The sequence below is a fragment of the Stieleria mannarensis genome, from assembly GCF_014154935.1.
Taxonomy (GTDB): Bacteria; Planctomycetota; Planctomycetia; order Pirellulales; family Pirellulaceae; genus Stieleria; species Stieleria mannarensis.
Map to the genome: position 1 here is coordinate 109,600 of NZ_JACEHH010000011.1, position 17,489 is coordinate 127,088.

At 59.3% G+C, this 17,489-nt stretch carries 12 protein-coding genes; 7 read left to right on the top strand and 5 right to left on the bottom strand.

Annotated features, from left to right (window positions below):
• The first annotated feature begins 56 nt into the window (after window positions 1-56).
• The gene (locus tag H1B37_RS09750; protein ID WP_182866456.1) at window positions 57-4,085 is read left to right on the top strand and encodes a chemotaxis protein CheB; all 4,029 of its coding nucleotides are present in this window, start codon (window positions 57-59) and stop codon (window positions 4,083-4,085) included.
• Between the two features lie 215 nt (window positions 4,086-4,300).
• On the top strand, window positions 4,301-5,149 hold the full coding sequence (locus tag H1B37_RS09755; RefSeq protein WP_182866457.1) for a response regulator: 849 nt from the start codon (window positions 4,301-4,303) through the stop codon (window positions 5,147-5,149).
• A gap of 111 nt (window positions 5,150-5,260) precedes the next feature.
• Here H1B37_RS09755 and H1B37_RS09760 read toward each other — a convergent pair whose 3' ends face one another.
• Together H1B37_RS09760 and H1B37_RS09765 are read right to left on the bottom strand one after the other, a co-directional pair.
• Window positions 5,261-6,028 (bottom strand): sulfite exporter TauE/SafE family protein, encoded by a 768-nt coding sequence (locus H1B37_RS09760; protein ID WP_182866458.1) that lies wholly within the window; start codon window positions 6,026-6,028, stop codon window positions 5,261-5,263.
• A 316-nt stretch (window positions 6,029-6,344) separates the two neighbouring features.
• Complete coding sequence (locus H1B37_RS09765) at window positions 6,345-6,680, bottom strand: Uma2 family endonuclease (RefSeq protein WP_182866459.1); 336 nt, start codon at window positions 6,678-6,680, stop codon at window positions 6,345-6,347.
• A 100-nt stretch (window positions 6,681-6,780) separates the two neighbouring features.
• Here H1B37_RS09765 and H1B37_RS09770 point away from each other — a divergent pair, with 100 nt between their 5' ends.
• Complete coding sequence (locus H1B37_RS09770) at window positions 6,781-7,071, top strand: Uma2 family endonuclease (protein WP_182866460.1); 291 nt, start codon at window positions 6,781-6,783, stop codon at window positions 7,069-7,071.
• A 5-nt stretch (window positions 7,072-7,076) separates the two neighbouring features.
• On the opposite strand, the gene H1B37_RS09775 is transcribed toward H1B37_RS09770, so the two are convergent.
• From H1B37_RS09775 to H1B37_RS09785, 3 genes are all read right to left on the bottom strand, one after another.
• Window positions 7,077-8,318 (bottom strand): DUF1559 domain-containing protein, encoded by a 1,242-nt coding sequence (locus H1B37_RS09775; RefSeq protein ID WP_182866461.1) that lies wholly within the window; start codon window positions 8,316-8,318, stop codon window positions 7,077-7,079.
• A gap of 130 nt (window positions 8,319-8,448) precedes the next feature.
• On the bottom strand, window positions 8,449-8,658 hold the full coding sequence (locus H1B37_RS09780; protein WP_182866462.1) for a hypothetical protein: 210 nt from the start codon (window positions 8,656-8,658) through the stop codon (window positions 8,449-8,451).
• A 225-nt stretch (window positions 8,659-8,883) separates the two neighbouring features.
• The gene (locus H1B37_RS09785) at window positions 8,884-11,577 is read right to left on the bottom strand and encodes a bifunctional acetate--CoA ligase family protein/GNAT family N-acetyltransferase (protein ID WP_182866463.1); all 2,694 of its coding nucleotides are present in this window, start codon (window positions 11,575-11,577) and stop codon (window positions 8,884-8,886) included.
• A gap of 343 nt (window positions 11,578-11,920) precedes the next feature.
• Here H1B37_RS09785 and H1B37_RS09790 point away from each other — a divergent pair, with 343 nt between their 5' ends.
• Genes H1B37_RS09790 through H1B37_RS09805 form a run of 4 tightly spaced genes read left to right on the top strand, consistent with a single transcriptional unit; the run spans window position 11,921 to window position 17,422 of the window.
• Window positions 11,921-13,102, top strand: coding sequence for an HlyD family secretion protein (locus tag H1B37_RS09790; RefSeq protein WP_182866464.1), 1,182 nt, complete (start codon window positions 11,921-11,923; stop codon window positions 13,100-13,102).
• Window positions 13,081-15,126 (top strand): ATP-binding cassette domain-containing protein, encoded by a 2,046-nt coding sequence (locus tag H1B37_RS09795; protein WP_182866465.1) that lies wholly within the window; start codon window positions 13,081-13,083, stop codon window positions 15,124-15,126. Before H1B37_RS09790 ends, H1B37_RS09795 begins: the two co-directional genes overlap by 22 nt.
• Complete coding sequence (locus H1B37_RS09800; protein WP_182866466.1) at window positions 15,126-16,280, top strand: ABC transporter permease; 1,155 nt, start codon at window positions 15,126-15,128, stop codon at window positions 16,278-16,280. Before H1B37_RS09795 ends, H1B37_RS09800 begins: the two co-directional genes overlap by 1 nt.
• Entirely contained in the window at window positions 16,277-17,422 is a 1,146-nt protein-coding gene (locus tag H1B37_RS09805; protein ID WP_182866467.1) for an ABC transporter permease, read from the top strand. The genes H1B37_RS09800 and H1B37_RS09805 overlap by 4 nt, the downstream gene beginning before the upstream one ends.
• Window positions 17,423-17,489 lie beyond the last annotated feature (67 nt).

Genomic DNA, 17,489 nt, shown 5'->3' on the forward strand with positions numbered 1-17,489 from the left:
CGAATCGCGCTTTGATCGCGGGGGCGGGTTAAGGCAATGTATTTGAGGGGCAAACCATGAGCAGCCGAACGAATCCGGCGGGCGACACCGTCGACGTGGCCGACGAGCATTTCTTCATCGCCGGCATCGGTGCATCGGCCGGCGGGCTCGAAGCGCTCGAACAGCTGTTTGAAAACACCGCGGTCGACAGCGGTTTGGCCTACGTCGTGGTCCAACACCTCTCGCCCGATTTCAAAAGCGTGATGGACCAATTGCTGACGCGGAAAACGAAGATTCCCGTGCGACTGATCGAAGACGGGACCAAGATCCTGCCCAATCACATCTATCTGTTGCCGCCAAAGAAGGAAGCGATCCTTTCCAACGGCAAATTGTTGCTCGCCGACCGCTCGGCGGGAGAACAGCTCAGCTTTCCGATCGACCATTTCTTTCGCTCGCTGGCCCAAGACGCCGGTCGCAACTCCATCGCCATCGTGCTTTCGGGCACCGGCACCGATGGCTCGCGTGGCATCTTGGACATCCATGCCGCCGGCGGTCTGGTGGTGGTTCAAAGTGAAGCGTCTGCGAAATTTGACGGCATGCCCCGCAGCGCTTGCGACACCGGCATCGTGGACATGGTGCTGCCGGCACGCGAGATGCCGGCGGCGTTGCTCCGCTATCTTCAAACCCCCTGGCACGCCGCCCCCAAGCCCGGTTCGGAGTCAAACGAAGTGCTCGACGCGCCTTTACGGTCGATCCTGACACAGCTGAAAGACAACTATGACTTGGATTTTTCCCACTACAAGAGCACGACCATCGGCCGCCGGATCGAACGCCGGTTGTTGTTGACCGGAACGGTGGAACTGGAAGAGTATGCCGAGCGGGTGAAGTCCGATGAAGACGAGTTGGATCGCCTGTACCGCGACCTGTTGATCGGCGTGACGGGATTCTTTCGTGACAAAGAGGTCTTCGATCGCTTGGAACTCGACGTGATTCCGGAGCTGTTTTCGCGGCTCGGCCCCGGCGAGGAGTTTCGGGCCTGGGTCGCCGCCTGCGCGACCGGCGAAGAGGCTTATTCGTTGGCGATCTTGCTGGCCGAACGATTGCAAATCGAAGAGTCTGATCGCCCGGTCCGCGTGTTCGCCTCGGATGTTCACCGACGTTCGTTGAAGCTGGCCAGCCGAGCGATCTACCAACCGGAAAGCCTGGCCGGGCTGACCGCCGAACGGCTCGAACGGCACTTCATCCAGCGCGAAGACGGGTACCACGTGTCGCCCGAAGTTCGCAAGATGGTCGTGTTCACGCCGCACAACGTGATTCGCGATGCACCCTTCACACGGTTGGACATGATCACGTGCCGCAACATGCTGATCTACTTCACCCAACCGGCGCAAAAGAAAGCGTTGTCGTTGTTCCATTTCGGCCTGAAACGCAACGGCGTGCTCTGTCTGGGGACTAGCGAAACGACGGGCGACCTTGCGGACGAATTCGAACCGATCGACGACCGGGCGCGGATCTACCGCAAACACCGCGAACTGAAACTGACCACCGAGATGCGAATGCCGATCGCGACCCCGGCACGCGTCCCCACGCCGCTTTCCGAAGGCCCCGGACTGCTGCGATCGGTGCCGGCGCAAAACCTGCTCCACACCTACGATCAGCTGTTGGAACACTTCATGCCGCCGGGGATCCTGATCTCGGCAGGCCGCGAGTTGATTCACACCTTCAAAGGCGCCGGAAAGTACTTTCGTGAACCCCAGGGCCGGCCGTCGTCGGACATCCTGGAATCCCTGTTGCCCGATCTCCGCTCCACGCTGTCGGCGGCGATCCGCCGCGGCATGCAAAACAAAGCACCGGTCAAATACGCCGGTGTCAAATGCCAGACCGCCGACGGCCCGGAACAACTGACGGTGACGGTCTTGCCGATCGAAGACCCCAACGGCAACACTCAACTGTTGCTGCAATTCCAAAGCGATTCCCCGACCGAAGAACCGGTCCAGCCGGCCAACGTCGACGCCAGCACGATGTCCAATGAAGAATTCGAGGCCATCGAACGGGAGCTTCAATTCACCAAAGACAGTTTGCAGTCGACCATCGAAGAACTGCAAACGACCAACGAAGAGCTGCAATCGGCCAACGAACAATTGACCTCTTCCAACGAGGAACTTCAAAGCACCAACGAGGAATTGCACAGCGTTAACGAAGAACTTTACACCGTCAACGCCGAACACCAGCGCAAGATCGATGAGCTGACCGAGCTGAATGATGACATGGACAACCTGTTGATCAGCACCAACGTCCACACGATCTTTCTCGATCGCGATCTCTGCATCCGACGATTCACACCGGGCATCGCCGAAACGTTCAGCCTGATCCCGCAAGACGTCGGGCGACGCTTCGATAGTTTTTCACATCAGATCCTGTACTCCGGACTGATCGACGAAATCCGATCCGTGCTGAAGAACGGCCAGCCGTTCGAAAAGGAGGTCGTCGATCAGTCGGGCACCTGGCATCTGCTGCGGATCCAGCCCTACATCGCCCGCAAGCGGATCGACGGCGTCGTCATCACGCTGATCGACATCACGACGCTCAAGAACGCCGAAGCGATGTTGCGGCAGATGTCGGAGATCGTCGAACACTCCGACGACGCCATCTATCGCGTCGACCTGGACGGCACGATCCGCACCTGGAACCTCGGCGCCAGCCGCCTTTACGGCTACGAAAGCCAACAAGTGATCGGCAAGCATGTCTCCATCCTCGCGCCGTCGGATCGGCCCTCCGAACCCGAATCCTATCTCGAGCGGATCCGCACCGGCATCGCGGTCGATCGTGTGGAAACCTCACGCATCCGCCGCAACGGAACCACGATCGATGTGTCGTTGACCGTTTCGCCGATCCACGACCACCATCGCAACATCGTCGGTGCGTCGGTGATCGCCCGTGACATCACCAAACAACGTCAAGCCGAATTCGAGATCCGCGAAGCGGTCCGGCACCGCGATCAATTCCTCGCCACGCTTTCGCATGAACTTCGCAACCCGCTTTCGGCGATCTTGAATGCGACGTCCTTGCTGAAGGAAGACGGCATCAATGCGGACACGATTCGCGAAGCACGCGAGGTCGTTGACCACCAGCTCCGGCACGTTGCCCGCCTGCTCGATGACCTGTTGGAAGTGGCGCGATTCACCCACGGCAAGATTGTGTTGCGCAACGAGGTATTCGACCTGACGGAACTGGTGATGGACGTCGTCGATTGCATCCAATTTCAAGTCGATGAAAAGAAGCAACAGTTGCGTGTAGACGTTTCCGACGAACCGTTGTACGTCGAAGGTGACTTGGGAAGATTGCAGCAAGCGCAGGTCAATTTGTTGGTCAATGCGTCGAAGTACAGCGCCGAATCGCGAAACATTTCCTACGGGGTCGGTCGCGACGGAAACGATGCGGTCATCACCGTCCGGGATGAAGGCCAAGGCATTCCCGCGTCGTTGTTGCCGTCGATCTTTGAACCCTTCACCCAGGCCGATCAAAGCATCGAACGCTCTCAAGGCGGCATGGGACTGGGGCTGCCGCTGGTCCGAATGATCGCCAAGGCGCACAACGGAACCGCGGTCGCTCACAGCGGCGGCCCGGGGCGCGGCAGCGAGTTCACGATCCGCATCCCGATCACCGACAAACGACCGACCGACCAGGTACCGGCCGACACGGCGGCGACGCCTGGGCGAAAGCTGTTGTTGATCGAAGACAACGACGGGATCCGGCGGATGCTTTCGCGTTCGATGCAGCTGAAAGGATTCGAGGTCGCCACGGCGGTCACCGGACGCGAAGGCATCGAGGCCATCAAAGGGTTTCGTCCCGACATCGCGGTCGTCGATATCGGCTTGCCCGACATCGACGGCTATGAGTTGGCCCGACGCGTCCGTGCCGATCCCGATCATGCAGACATCACCTTGTTTGCCGTGACCGGATATGGCCGCGAAGAGGATCGTAGCAAGGCCGACCAAGCCGGCTTCGATCGGCATTTGGTCAAACCCATCGATCCGGACGAACTGATGCAATCGATCGCCGCCTTCGACGCAATGCAGGACGCCGCCGATGGCCACCCAAATTGAACTTCAAATAATTTGCGTGTTTTGTAAGATACGAATTTGACAGTCCGTCGAGGATGCGTTCTAATCCGTGGACGGCTTTCCGAATGGCCGACATTCGGACTTTGGCAATGGAACGCACCCGCTGACTGGCGGGGCAATTGCAGCAACGATTGGTTTGACCGGTGAAAATTGTTCCCGGTAGTGATGCTGCTGTATTATTTCCAAAGGGGCAAGCCGTGTTAGTTCTTTCTCGCCGCACCAAAGACAAAGTGTCGTTTCCGCAAGTCGGAGTCACGGTTCACTTTATCCGCGTCCAATCTGGGCAGGTGAAAATCGGCATCGATGCACCGCGAAGCATCACCATCGTGCGCGACGAAGTCAGCGACGGAGACGCGATCGCTGAAATGGTGCGACGGCAGATCGCACAACTGCCCCAAGAAACCCGACACGGTATCCGTAACGAATTACACGAGATCACCGTCGGGCTGCACCTGTATCGCGAATTGGTCCGCGCCGGAATCAGCGATGAAGCGGACGAAACCTTTCTGGCACTCCAAGAATCGCTCAAGCGACTCGACGCCAACGAAGCCTTCCGACGGCCCGACGCGCCGCCGGTCACCGATCCCGATCGCGAAACCATCGCCCTGATCGAAGACTCGGCCAACGAACGACGCATGCTGGCCGAATTGCTGCAACTGAAAGGGTACCAGGTCCTCGAATTCAGCAACGGCGCCGGCGCGCTGAAATACTTCAACGACAACGATGCCCCAGGCTTGGTCCTGGTGGACATGAACATGCCCGAACTCGACGGCCGCCAAACCGTCACGATGATGCGCCAATCCGAACGCTTTCGCGACGTTCCCATCTTCGCCGTCAGCGGCACCTCACCGGAAGAAAATGATCTCGTCATGGGGCGACAAGGCGTCGATCGGTGGCTGCCCAAGCCGCTCAGCCTGGAAACGCTGATGAATTCCATCCGCCAAACCATCGGCGCCCCCGATACCGAACGCCCGCCCCGATCGCTCTCAAACAATTCTGCATTGCCGCTCAGTCGAGTCCCGTCCGTTGCCGCCGATCTGGCGTAATTCGGAACCTCAGGGAAGAGGAATTCGAGACGGGATTTGATTATGGCACGCCGCGTTAGGATATGCGGCGTGTCGTTTTTTTATTCCCCTCGCCTGGTCGACTCAGTCGCGTCAGTGGATCCAGCCGTAGACACTGGTGACGATCAGCTTCAGCCCCGTCGCGATCATCACCACAATCAGGAACCAAAAAATCAGTCGATTGCCCTTCTTGATCGCCAGTTTGGCACCGACAACACCGCCCAACAGATTTCCGCCCGCCATCACTAAACCGGGCAACCAATCGATCAGTCCATAGATTGCAAACATCACCGTCGCGGCCAGCGTGACCAAAAAACCGATCCAGTTCTTGACCGCATTGGATGCGACCAAATCGCCGCTGCGGGTCAGACTCATCGCCAACAGCACCAGGATCCCCATCCCGGCCTGGATGAACCCGACGTAGATGCCGATGGCGAAAAAGATCGGATTGACCCACCGGCGGCAGCGATCCGAAGCGACATTTGCCGCCGCAATTCGCTTGGGATTCAGCATCAACACCACCGCCATCACCAGAAAGATGGCACCGAACACCGGCTCAAACGCGTCCGGTGGCAGGTAGACCGCCAGCCAAGCCCCGACCGGCACCCCCAAAATTGTTGGTACCGTCAGGCGGTTGGCAAGCTTGTGATCGAGATGCCCGTGCTTGTGAAACGTCGCAACGGCCGCACCGCTGGAAAAAAGCACGGCGACGCGATTGGTCGCATTGGCAACTTTCGGCTCCAACCCGAACAGCATCAGCGCCGGCAACGTCATGAACGATCCCCCGCCGGCGATCGTGTTCACCACCCCGGCCAGAAACCCTGCAACGATCAGAAGTAGATACCAGCCGACGACAGCCACCCTATCAAACGGAGAACCATGCGGATCGCGGCCGACGCGTGGACTCTCTCACCCAATCGGCTCGCAGCACTCTTTCGTAGAACCTGCGAATGTTCGACCAGCAACGTCACGCCGTCAAGGTCGCTGGCATTGATGGTCCGTAGCGAAATCTTCTTACCTCTCCCCCCCCAGCCACGGTGTCCTGGCGAGCCGGGTGGGGATCAGCGGAGGGATGACAGAATGATGTGGGGGCAGAATAATGTGGGGGCAGAATAATGGGGTGTGTGAAGGTCGGCAGCGAGTTCAGACAAATAACTCGCCTAGCGAAAGCACGGCATCACGCTTGCACGCTGGGCTGAGCGTGCCGGGGGGCCGAGACGATCGGACGCCGCGCGGCGTATCGACCGGGGCGCAACCAAGTGACATCGGGTTCGGGCCGGCTATCCCCCAGGTCAATGCTCGACTGGACACGGACCACACAGTCGTTCGGCCCGGTGGCACTAGTCGACCAGCGCGTCAAATAATCGATGCAGTCTTCATGAACGGGGCCGGCGGGGCTCATTTGCCGTAGCTCTCCTCGGATCAGTTCAATCTTGCGGTCCATGCCGACGAAGGCCCCCCGCTGGATCATGCGATCGTATTCGTCCGCGGTGATTCGAAGTGCGGTGCTCATGAGGGTGAAATGAGTCAGGAAACGAGGTTTCAATACGGTGCTCAGCCGCTAGTGTAGTGTAGCCCACCACCGGATCGTTCGTCGCACAAGCCCACGAAGGATGTACTGGCGGTGGACGCCAACTTCAATCGCCCCTGCCAAGGCGAAGGGGGCACCCGACCATCTGATTGAGATTCTGTCGCCATCGACCGAATCGAACGACAAGACGCCCAAACGTTCACTGTGTGAGCGAACCGGAGTCGGAGAGTATTGGATCGTCGATCCGTTTGAACAGACACTGAAGCAGTTGGTGCTAGAGAACGGGCGGTACGTCGACCAACCCGTGACGGAAAAGCGTGTTTCCGTCACCTACCTTAGCGACGTCGATATCGACTTGAACCAAGTCTGGTGATTCAACTACTGATTGAGTTGCTCGTCGATCGTCTCGTTATTGGCCCGAGTCCCGAGTGCGCCCCACAATCCATAGGGACTTTGTGAGCCCGGCGCCCGTGCATCGGTGCCATTCCAAATCACCATCGGGTTCGACTTGTTCCCCGCTTCGATCGAATCGGTGATAAAGATCACGGCGCCGTCCCCCATCAAGACGTGTGCGCCGCCTTGGTGCCGGCTGCTGGGACCATAGATCCCCGGACGCCAGGTTCCGGCACCGCTACTGCAGATCGGGCTGTTGGGCGGCAGGATGGTCGTCACGCCGGTGTGCACGCAATAACCGCTGGACCACTTGAACCCGCGTTGCCCTTGGGTTCCCCCGGTCAATGAAGCGCCGGGAGCCCAGAACTTGGGTCGATCCGGATCGATTTCGGCTTCACAGACCAACGGATCATTTTGCAGTGTGGCCAGGTTGGTCATCCGAGCGGCGTGCGTGAACACGGCACGGTCGCCGAGATTGGTCGCCATTTCACCGGCCATGATCGTGTTGGAAAGCCCATCCAGGGTGTCACGAAACCGCATGTTCACCCGCGGGAAAAACATGCCCCGACAAGTGGCCTTGGCACGCGGTGCCGCCGTCCGGTTGGGCCGTCCGTTCTGATTGATGCCGCCGGTGTTTTGGAATTGCAACGCGTCGCCGACACAAACACCGTAGTTGGTTCGACCTTGAGCCGGTAATCCATCGCCGGGGTCGCTGGGGCAGCGCAGCATCGGAACCGTGGTCAACCACGGGTCGTATTGATAGCGGCCGTGCTGGGCCAAGCTGATGTCAGCGTTGGGCCCCATCGCACTGAACTCGTACTGCCCCGCCGCGGACGCCGGTTCGCGGACGCGAAACGGATTGCTGATCTGGTCCCACAGGCCTTGCTGTTCAACAAACGGGGCCAGCTGCACAAGAGAACTCAGGTTGTTCAAGTTGTTTCCGCCGTAGGCCCCCCCGATCGCGCGGGGCTCACGCGATTGCGGGTTATTGTTCCCGAAGACACGCGAGGTCCCGCCGCGGATCGTCGGCAATCGCTTGTAGGCCGAATGGTAATTGTGGATCCCCAAACCGATCTGCTTGAAGTTGTTGCTGCAGCTCATTCGCCGCGCTGCTTCACGCGCCGCTTGGACCGCCGGCAGCAGCAACCCCACCAAGATCCCGATAATTGCGATCACCACCAGCAACTCCACCAAAGTGAAGCCCCTGGATTTAAAACGAACGTTCATCACACATACCTCTGATAAGAACAAAAAGAGATCACGTACCGATCACCGCCCTCCGCGTTCGTCGTCGGAAAGTTGGTGCTGAGAAAAATCTATTTCAATGACTCGGGTTTGAATCGGCTTTCATCGCCGATCAGCTCGAAGCGTCGTTTTCATCTTCTTCTGATTGAGCTTCATCGGGATTGTCTTCACGTTCCTCGGGGTGCTCTTGCAAGTAAGCTTCAACCGCGCCCATCTCCGGACCTTCGGGCTCCGACATGTCCTGACCACAACCGGACATCGGAATCGTCAAAGAAATGGACACAAGAACGAATAGAAGTTTGGAAATGGAAGTGTCACGCATCGGATCGGCGTCGTAATGGATGAGTCGAATGGACAAGCTTGGCAGTTCGGCTCGACGACACGCGTTGAATCGTCGGCTTCACGGGACGTCAAGAATATTTTTCAAGTGTAGTGGTCTGACAACGGCCGTTGGCGAAAAAACAGTAACAATCGCGCACCAATGTCGCCGCCCCGCTGGCGAACGCACGCCATGCCGGCGGCGACAGTCGGTTCAATCGATTGCCTGCTACAGGTTGGAAAGCACCTTTCGCGCGACCACCACATCCTGTCCGCCGCTACGGTCGATCTCGAAGCCGCGGTTGGCAAACATATGAATCATTCGCATGTTTTGAGGAGCCATTTCGGCGACGACGAATTGCACGCCCCAGTGTTTGCAAATCCCCAGACAATAATCCATCAGCACCGAGCCGATCCCGAGACCTTGCCAGGAGTCGCCGACCAGAATTGCGAATTCGGCGATGCTGTGGTCCGCGTCGGCAGCCAACCGACAGACGCCCAGCAACTTCCGCCCGCCATCAATTTCGGCTTCCGCCACGATCGCGATTTCGCGGTCGTAGTCGATGAAACAGAACCGTGTCGCCATCTCGTGGGTCGTTGCTTTGAACATGTACCGAAATCGCATGCGTAGCGTTTCCGCAGAGCAACTGGCCAACAGGCTGTGCCACATCGGCTCGTCTTCGGGCTTGATCGGTCGAAGGGTGATCGGCGTTCGGTCCTTCAAGACCAAGTGCTTGATGTATTCATCCGGATAGGGGCGAATCGCCAGATGCGAGTACGGCCGAACGGGATGCACCACGGCGTCGCGATCGATCACGATTCGGGCATCCAACGCGATGACGTCGCGGTTGGTCACCAGCAGCGGATTGACGTCCAACTCGGCGATCTCGGGGTAGTCGGCGACCAGATACGAAAGTCGCATCAGGACTTCAACGAGTCGATTGAGATTCATACCAGGGCGGCCAGGCCCACCTTGCAACAACGGCCAGGACCGCAGCGATTGCACCATTCGTCTGGCAAGCCGTTCGTTTAGCGGGGGAAGTTCCAAGGCCAGATCGCGAAACTGTTCGGTCGTCGTTCCGCCGGCACCGACCAGCAGGACGGTACCGAACACGGGATCGCGTTTGGCACCGACGATCAACTCGCGACTGTTCGGTTCGACCAACATTCGCTGCACCGTGACGCCCTCGATCCGCACGCCAGGCCGCTGTTGTTTGACGTGGGTGAGGATGCGATCATAGGCTCGGACCAGATCGTCACGGTTGGCCAGATTCAACGCGACGCCGCCGACCGCGGATTTGTGTGTGATGTCCGGTGAATGCACCTTCAGTGCGACCGGGTATCCCAGCCGTTCCGCACACTCGGTCGCAAATTCCACCGTGTGGGCGACGTGGGTTTGGATGACCGGAATGTCGTGGGTCTGCAGGAACGCTTTGGATGCAGTTTCCGAGAGCACGTCCTGCCCCTCCCTCAGAAACGATTCGAAGACGCTTTGTCGCTTCGCCCGGCCCAACGGAAACTCGATCGGAACTTCGCTGGGCGTTTCGTACAACGTTTCCCGATTCCGACCATAGGCAACCAAGTTCATGAAGGCGCGAACGCCCTTTTCGGGTGAGGAATACGTCGGAATGCCGGCCAGCTTCAGCAATTCCTTTCCCGCGTGCACCTTTCCGCCACCCATCCAGGCCGCCAGGACGGGTTTCACCGAACGCTCAGCAGTCCGTACGACTGCCTCGGCCGTCTCTGTCGGGTCGGTCATCGCATGGGGCGCCAAGACGACCAGCACCCCATCGACCCCGCTGTCGGCGAGCACCTGCTGCACGGCAAACTCAAACCGCTCCGGCGGGGCATCGCGGAGCAGGTTGACGGGATTGCCATGCGACCTACTGCTCGGAAGCCGCGTGTCGATCGTTTCCATCGTGTCGGCCGAAAGCTGGGCAAGCGTCCCCTGATGCTGCAACAATTCGTCGGTCGCCATCACGCCCGGCCCGCCGGCGTTGGTGACGATGGCCAGCCGCGGCCCCGCGGGTGTTTTCGTCTGGGCCAACAGCTTCGCGCAATCGAACAATTGTTCCACGCTGTAAACGCGAAACACGCCGGCACGCTTCATCGCCGCTTCATAGACACTGTCCACGCCCGCCATCGTGCCGGTGTGCGTGGTCGCCGCTTGCGCCGATTCGGCAAATCGGCCCGCCTTGTACGCGATGATCGGCTTGGTCCGCGTGAACGCGCGGGCCGCGGACATGAACCGTCGTGGTTCGGTGATCGATCCGACATACAGAATGATCGACCGCGTCCAGCGATCGGTGGCGAAGTAATCGATCAAGTCGGCGATGCCGACATCCAGCATGTTGCCGACCGAGACGCAATGGGAAAAACCGACGTTCTCGTCAATCGCCCAGTCCAACACCGCGGTGCACAACGCCGCGGACTGTGAGATCAAGGCGATGTTTCCCTTCGGCGGCGACTGGCTGACAAAACTCGCGTTGAGTGAACGGTGCGGGGCGAGGATGCCCAGACTGTTGGGGCCGACGATCCGCAGTCCGTCGAACCGTGCCGCGGCTTGCCCGACGGCTTGTTCCAGCACCTGCCCCGCCTCCGATGCCTCGTGAAACCCCGACGACAGGATGACCAATCCGCGGATCCCCGCCTGACCACACTCGGTCACCAGCTCCGGAACCGTCTCCGCCGGCGCGCAGATCAACGCCAAATCGACGCCCTCGGGCAAATCGCTGATCCTCGCGTAACAGGGCACCGAATCGATGCTGCTGGATCGCGGATTGACCCGATAAACCGGCCCGACGAATCCCCCCGAGAGCAGATTCTCCAGCACGATGCGGCCGGCACTGCCGCGGCGCTCACTGGCACCCACGACGACAATGCTCTTGGGAGCGAAGATCGTGTCAAGATTGCGAATCGGCATGGCAAGTCGCTCGTGGGGCGTGGTCGTGTGCGGACCCAAACGCCGGGGTCGTTGTTTCAAAACCCCGACCCGCGCGATGGCTCCTCCGTCGATTCTCTCACACAGGCTGTCCAACGCAAACCGATCGACACGCCTGGGGGACCTTTCGATCCGAGCGTGTGACGGTCGGCGGCCACCGACGGCGCGCGTTTTGCGACGCCCTTGTGGGGATCGTCTCGAGCAGAGCCGGGGCGTGCGTGACCGCCATGTGGGCGGTTTTGGCGCACCAGGTTGAACACCGGCGCGCGGTTCTGTCCCAAGGGCAGACCGGGCTTTTCATCCGTCACGAGGGAATCTCAGCGCCATGCGAACCCTGATTGCCGTACTGCTACTTAGTGCAACGATCGTCATCGGGTTGGCGAGCCGGCACGCGTGGCTTGAGAACAAGCGACTTCCCGAGGGGTTGATTCAGGCCAACGGTCGGATCGAGGGCGATCACGTTGCAATCGCCAGCAAGCATGCCGGTCGGGTGTCAACGTTGTTCGCACGCGAAGGTGACGACGTCCGATGCGAATCGACATTGATTCAAATCGACGACAAACAACTCCAAGAACAACTCAATCAGGAACACCACGGTGTGGAGGTTGCACGAGCGATCTTGCTGGGCGCGAAAGCCAACGCCAGTGCCGCCGCCGCCGAGGTCCGCGCCGCAACGACGTCGCTGGAATTGTTGAAGAAACAGGTTCCGTTGGCCATCGAAACTGCGGAAGCCGAGTTGAATCAAGCGCTTGCCGCCGCTGCGACGGCCGATTCCAACGAAGGCCAACTGCGAAGCGAATACGAGCGCGCCGAGCAGTTGCGGAAGGCGGACGCGATTTCCGTCGAAGAGGTCGACAAACGCAAGCTGCTCTGGACGACGGCGCAAAACCAGTTGACCGCCGCGGCGGCGGCGCGACTCACCGCCGAAAAGCGGCTCGCCGAAGCCCGATTGGGCGACGAACGCATCCGAGCCAAACAGGATGAGGTCGCCGCGCTCGAAGCGATGCACGCCAAAGCACTCGCCTACATCGAAGAGTGCAAGGCACGACAAGCCGAAGCGGAAGCCGCGGTCGCCGAAGCACAAAGCACTCTCGATGATTTGACCATCACGGCACCCACCGCAGGGACCATCGTCGCGCGACACGTTGATCAAGGCGAAGTCGTCACCGCCGGAACTCCGTTGCTGGACCTGGTCGACCTGGACCGGCTGTACCTTCAAGTCTACATCCCCGAGCCGTTGGTCGGCCGCATTCGATTGGGACTGCCGGCGAAAATCCATACCGACGCCTATCCCGATCAGCCCTTTGATGCGACCGTGCGGTACATCGCCTCGGAAGCCGAATTCACTCCCAAGGAAGTACAAACGACCGACGAACGCGTCAAACTGGTCTTTGCCGCACGGCTCTACATCAACAAAAATCCTGATCATCGGTTGACCCCCGGCCTTCCCGCGGATGCCGTCATTCGGTGGAAGGAGGACACGCCATGGATGCCGCCGCGCTGGTAGACCGAATCCCGTTTGCTTCCCGCGCCGGCGACGAACCTCAGAACGTCGTCGAAGTCCACGGCGTCGGCAAGAAGTACCAACGCACCGTGGCGCTCCGTGAGATCGAATTGAAAATCCGCCGTGGCGAAGTGTTCGGATTGATCGGCCCCGACGGATCCGGGAAAAGCAGCTTGATCCGAGCGATGGCGGGCGTTCAACAATACGACGCCGGCACCATCGATGTGTTCGGGATTCGAATCGATTCGCAGCGGTCGGCCGAACGGGTCAAACCCCGAATCGGATTGATGCCCCAAGGACTGGGCAACAATCTGTACCCCGAGTTGTCGATCAATGAAAACATCGATTACTTCGCCGGGCTCCGCCTGGTCCCCCAGGACATATTGCGAGAGCGCAAAGAACAATTGCTCGCGATGACGCGTTTGGCGGAGTTTCGCGACCGGCCGATGAAGCAACTCTCCGGCGGGATGAAACAAAAACTCGGCCTCGTGTGCACGCTGATTCATCAGCCCGAATTGGTGCTGTTGGATGAACCGACCACGGGTGTCGACCCCGTATCACGGCGCGAGTTTTGGTCGATTTTGAATGACCAGGTCCACGAATCCGGAATGACCGCAATCATTTCGACCGCCTACATGGACGAAGCCGACTACATGGACCGGTTGGCTTTGTTGATGGATGGGAAGATCATTTCCCAAGGCAGCGAGGACACGCTCCTGAAACGCGCGCCCGGCACCATCGTTTCCTATGCATCGAAGAACGTGCTTCTTGAAACGCAACGGATTGGACGGCATCATCGCCAGGTTCAGTCATTGGGAGACCTGGTGCGGGTGTTCGTCCGAGACACGGATCCGGAAACCGCCCGTGAGTGCCTGGAGAGAATCGCGTCGCCGGATCACGGCGTTTTTTCGACGTCACCGCCCGACTTGGAAGACGTCGTCGCAGGTTTGTTGATCGATGACTCCGCGGGGACCACGCCGGTGACGGGCGATGGCCGAGTCGATCACGCCGCTGTGGCACGCCCGTTGACGTGTCATTCCGACGGTTCCGCGTCGATCCGCGCCGATCAACTTGTCCGCGACTTCGGAACGTTTCGCGCCGTCGATCACGTCTGTCTGGAAGTCGCCGCCGGAACGATCTTTGGCCTGTTGGGCTCCAACGGGGCCGGGAAAACGACGGTCATTAAAATGCTGACGGGCTTGCTGCCTCCCACCTCGGGTTCGGGCAGCGTGGCAGGGGCCGCCATCGGCCGAGCGAGTCAATCGATCCGAGAACGAATCGGGTACATGTCGCAGTCGTTCTCGCTGTATTTGGATCTGACGGCCATGGAAAACTTGGAGTTCTATGCGGGGGTGTATGGATTGTTTCCCACGCAGCGCAGCAAACGCATCGCGGAGTTGGTTGAACAGGTCGGGTTGCAAGGACACCAGCGTCGATTGACCGGCGATCTACCGATGGGCATCCGGCAACGACTGGCGCTCGCCTGCGCGCTCGTCCATCGACCGCGAGTCATCTTTTTGGACGAACCGACCTCCGGCGTCGATGTAATCGGGCGGCGACAGTTCTGGGAAATCCTGGTGCGTTTGGCCAGACAGGACGGCGTGGCGATTTTGGTGACCACGCACTACATGGCCGAAGCCGAACGCTGCGACGACCTGGCATTGATGTACGCCGGACGTGTGGTCGCATCGGGGACGCCCGCGAAACTGCGTGACCAGTTGCACCGCCGCCGCGGAACCCCGCTGGCGATTGCCACCTCGTCACCGATGCGATCGCTCCGCCTTGCCCGTGAGCACGGATTTCCCCGGGCCGCGATCCTGGGACGGACCCTGCGGCTGCTGACCACCGACATCCAGCGTGACCAACGTCGGTTGGCCGAGCTATTCCGCGACGCAAAGATCGCGGTCACCGATTGGCGACACGATGACATCGCGATGGAAGACGTTTTCGTCGACTCGATTCTGACGCAAGAGGAATCGCTCGGGCAGGCGCCTGGACAAACTTTTCCAGCAGCGGAGCGGGGCTGATGAATTTCCGACGCGTTGTCACATTGGCGGTCAAAGAAGCACGTGAGATCACGCGTGACCGGTTGCTTTTCACGCTCGCCTTCCTGATGCCTCCGGTGATGATGGTCGTGATCGGGTTCGGTGTGAATACGGATGTCCGCGAGATCCCGATCGTCATCTTGGACTTCGACCGCACGTCGTCCAGTCGCGAACTGGCGTACAAGTTCAAGGACTCGCAGTACTTTGATTTCATCGGTTACGTCCGTCACCGGAATGAGATTCAGCGTTTGATTACCGACAGCAAAGCCCGTGCGGCGATTGTCATTCCGCCACGATTTCACGAGCGTTTGCGATCCGGAAGACCAGCCGAAGTCCAAACCATCATCGACGGCGCGATCCCGGCCCGAGCCGAGACCGTCGGCAGCTATGTCTCGGCGGTGATCGCTTCATTCAGTCAGCGTCAGGTCACCGACCACCTGGCATTCACGCAGGGCATCCCCCCTGCCGCCGCGACCGCGCTCGCCAGTCCGGTCTCCCTGGAAACGCGTTTTCTGTACAACGAAGCCATGACCAGTCTCTGGGCGATCGGCCCCGGCTGCATCATGACCGTGCTGGCGTTCATTCCACCGATCATCGCCTCGGTCGGCGTCGTTCGTGAAAAAGAATGTGGCTCGATCGACAATGTTTATTCGTCGACGTTGACGCGACCCGAGTTTGTGCTGGGAAAACTGATCCCCTACGTCGTGATCTCATCGATCAGTTTCTGCATGCTGTTTGCCACGACGCTGCTGGTCTTTCAAGTCCCCTTTCGCGGATCCCCGATCGCCTTTGCGGTGACCGGGATCTTGTACGTCACGTGCACCACCCTGCTGGGCATGATCATCTCGTTTTTCGTCCGCTCCCAGATCGCCGCGGTCATCTTGGCGGTCCTGGTGACGCTGATCCCGACGCTGCAATACTCCGGGATGATCGTTCCGCTTTCGTCGCTTTCGGATGCCGGAAGACTCCAAGCGAGAATGTTGCCGGCGAGCTACTTTTTCGAAGCGATTCAGGCATCCTTTTTGAAGGGCACCGGTTTCGTCGGTTTGGCGTCATCGATCACGGCGCTGGGGATTTATGCGCTGGTGCTCTACGCGCTGTGCTGTTTGAAGTTTAGCAAGAGGCCGAAATCATGAACGATCATGGTGCACCGGTTCTGGTCTGGGCTTGGCGGCTGGGGGTCGTTTGTCGCAAAGAACTGGTTCAATTCTTGCGCAATTGGATTCTTGCCTTGTTCATGTTGTACGCGTTCACGATCATGGCATACCAGAATGCAACGGCAATCAGCCGCGAACTGAAACACGCCAGTCTGGTCGTCATCGACAATGATCGCAGCCACGCTTCGCGGAGTCTGATCTATCGATTTCAACAACCGCAATTTCGAATCCACGAGCTATTGGAAAGCAGTCGCCACGGAATCGAGCGTCTGGACGATGGAGATGCGGCACTGGTTTTGGACATCCCACAGCACTTCGATCGTGACCTGCAAAGTGGCCGTCCGACGCGTTTGCAACTGCAATTGGACGGAGCCGACTCGGCACGCGCCTATTTGGCGGCGAACTACGCCGGAAGCATCGTGCGGAAGTTCTCCGCCGACACCGTACAGAAACGATTTGACGATGAAACACTGCCGATCGTCCAAAACGACCAACGTGTTTGGTATAGCCCCAACCACGAAGAGACATTGTTTCTGGCGATCCAAGACCTGGCCCAACACATTTTTCTGTTTTCGATCCTGTTGCCGGCCTCCGCCCTTGCGCGAGAGAAAGAACGTGGGACGGTCGAGCAATTGCTGGTCTCACCACTGAGTCCGCTGCAAATCATGCTGGGAAAAATCGTACCGATGGTCGGCATCATTTTGTTGGCCAGTGTCGTGACGTTGATCTTCATCATCGAGGGTGCGTTGGCGTTGAACGTGCGCGGCAATCTCGCGCTGTTCTTGGGCGTGACCGCTCTGTTTTCCGCTTCGGCTGCCGGCTTGGGGATTTCGATCGCCAGCCTGACCCGAAACATGGGGCAAGTCGGGATCGTCAGCATCACGTTGATGCCGATTCTTTTTATGCTGTCCGGCAGCGACACGCCGCCGGAAATGATGCCCGATGCCCTGTTGCCGATCATGTACCTTTCGCCCTTGCACCACTACTTGAACGCGGCGTTCGGAATCCTGATCAAGGGCGCCGACATCACAACCGTCTGGGACTCGATTCTGTACATGGCGATCCTCGGAGGTGGTGTGTTCGCCTTCAGCCTCGTTCGCTTTCGCCAAAGTTTCCGATGAATCGGGACGCCGTCCTTGTTTTGCTCATCCCCGTCTATGCTGTTTCGGTGCAACACGGGCGAAATCG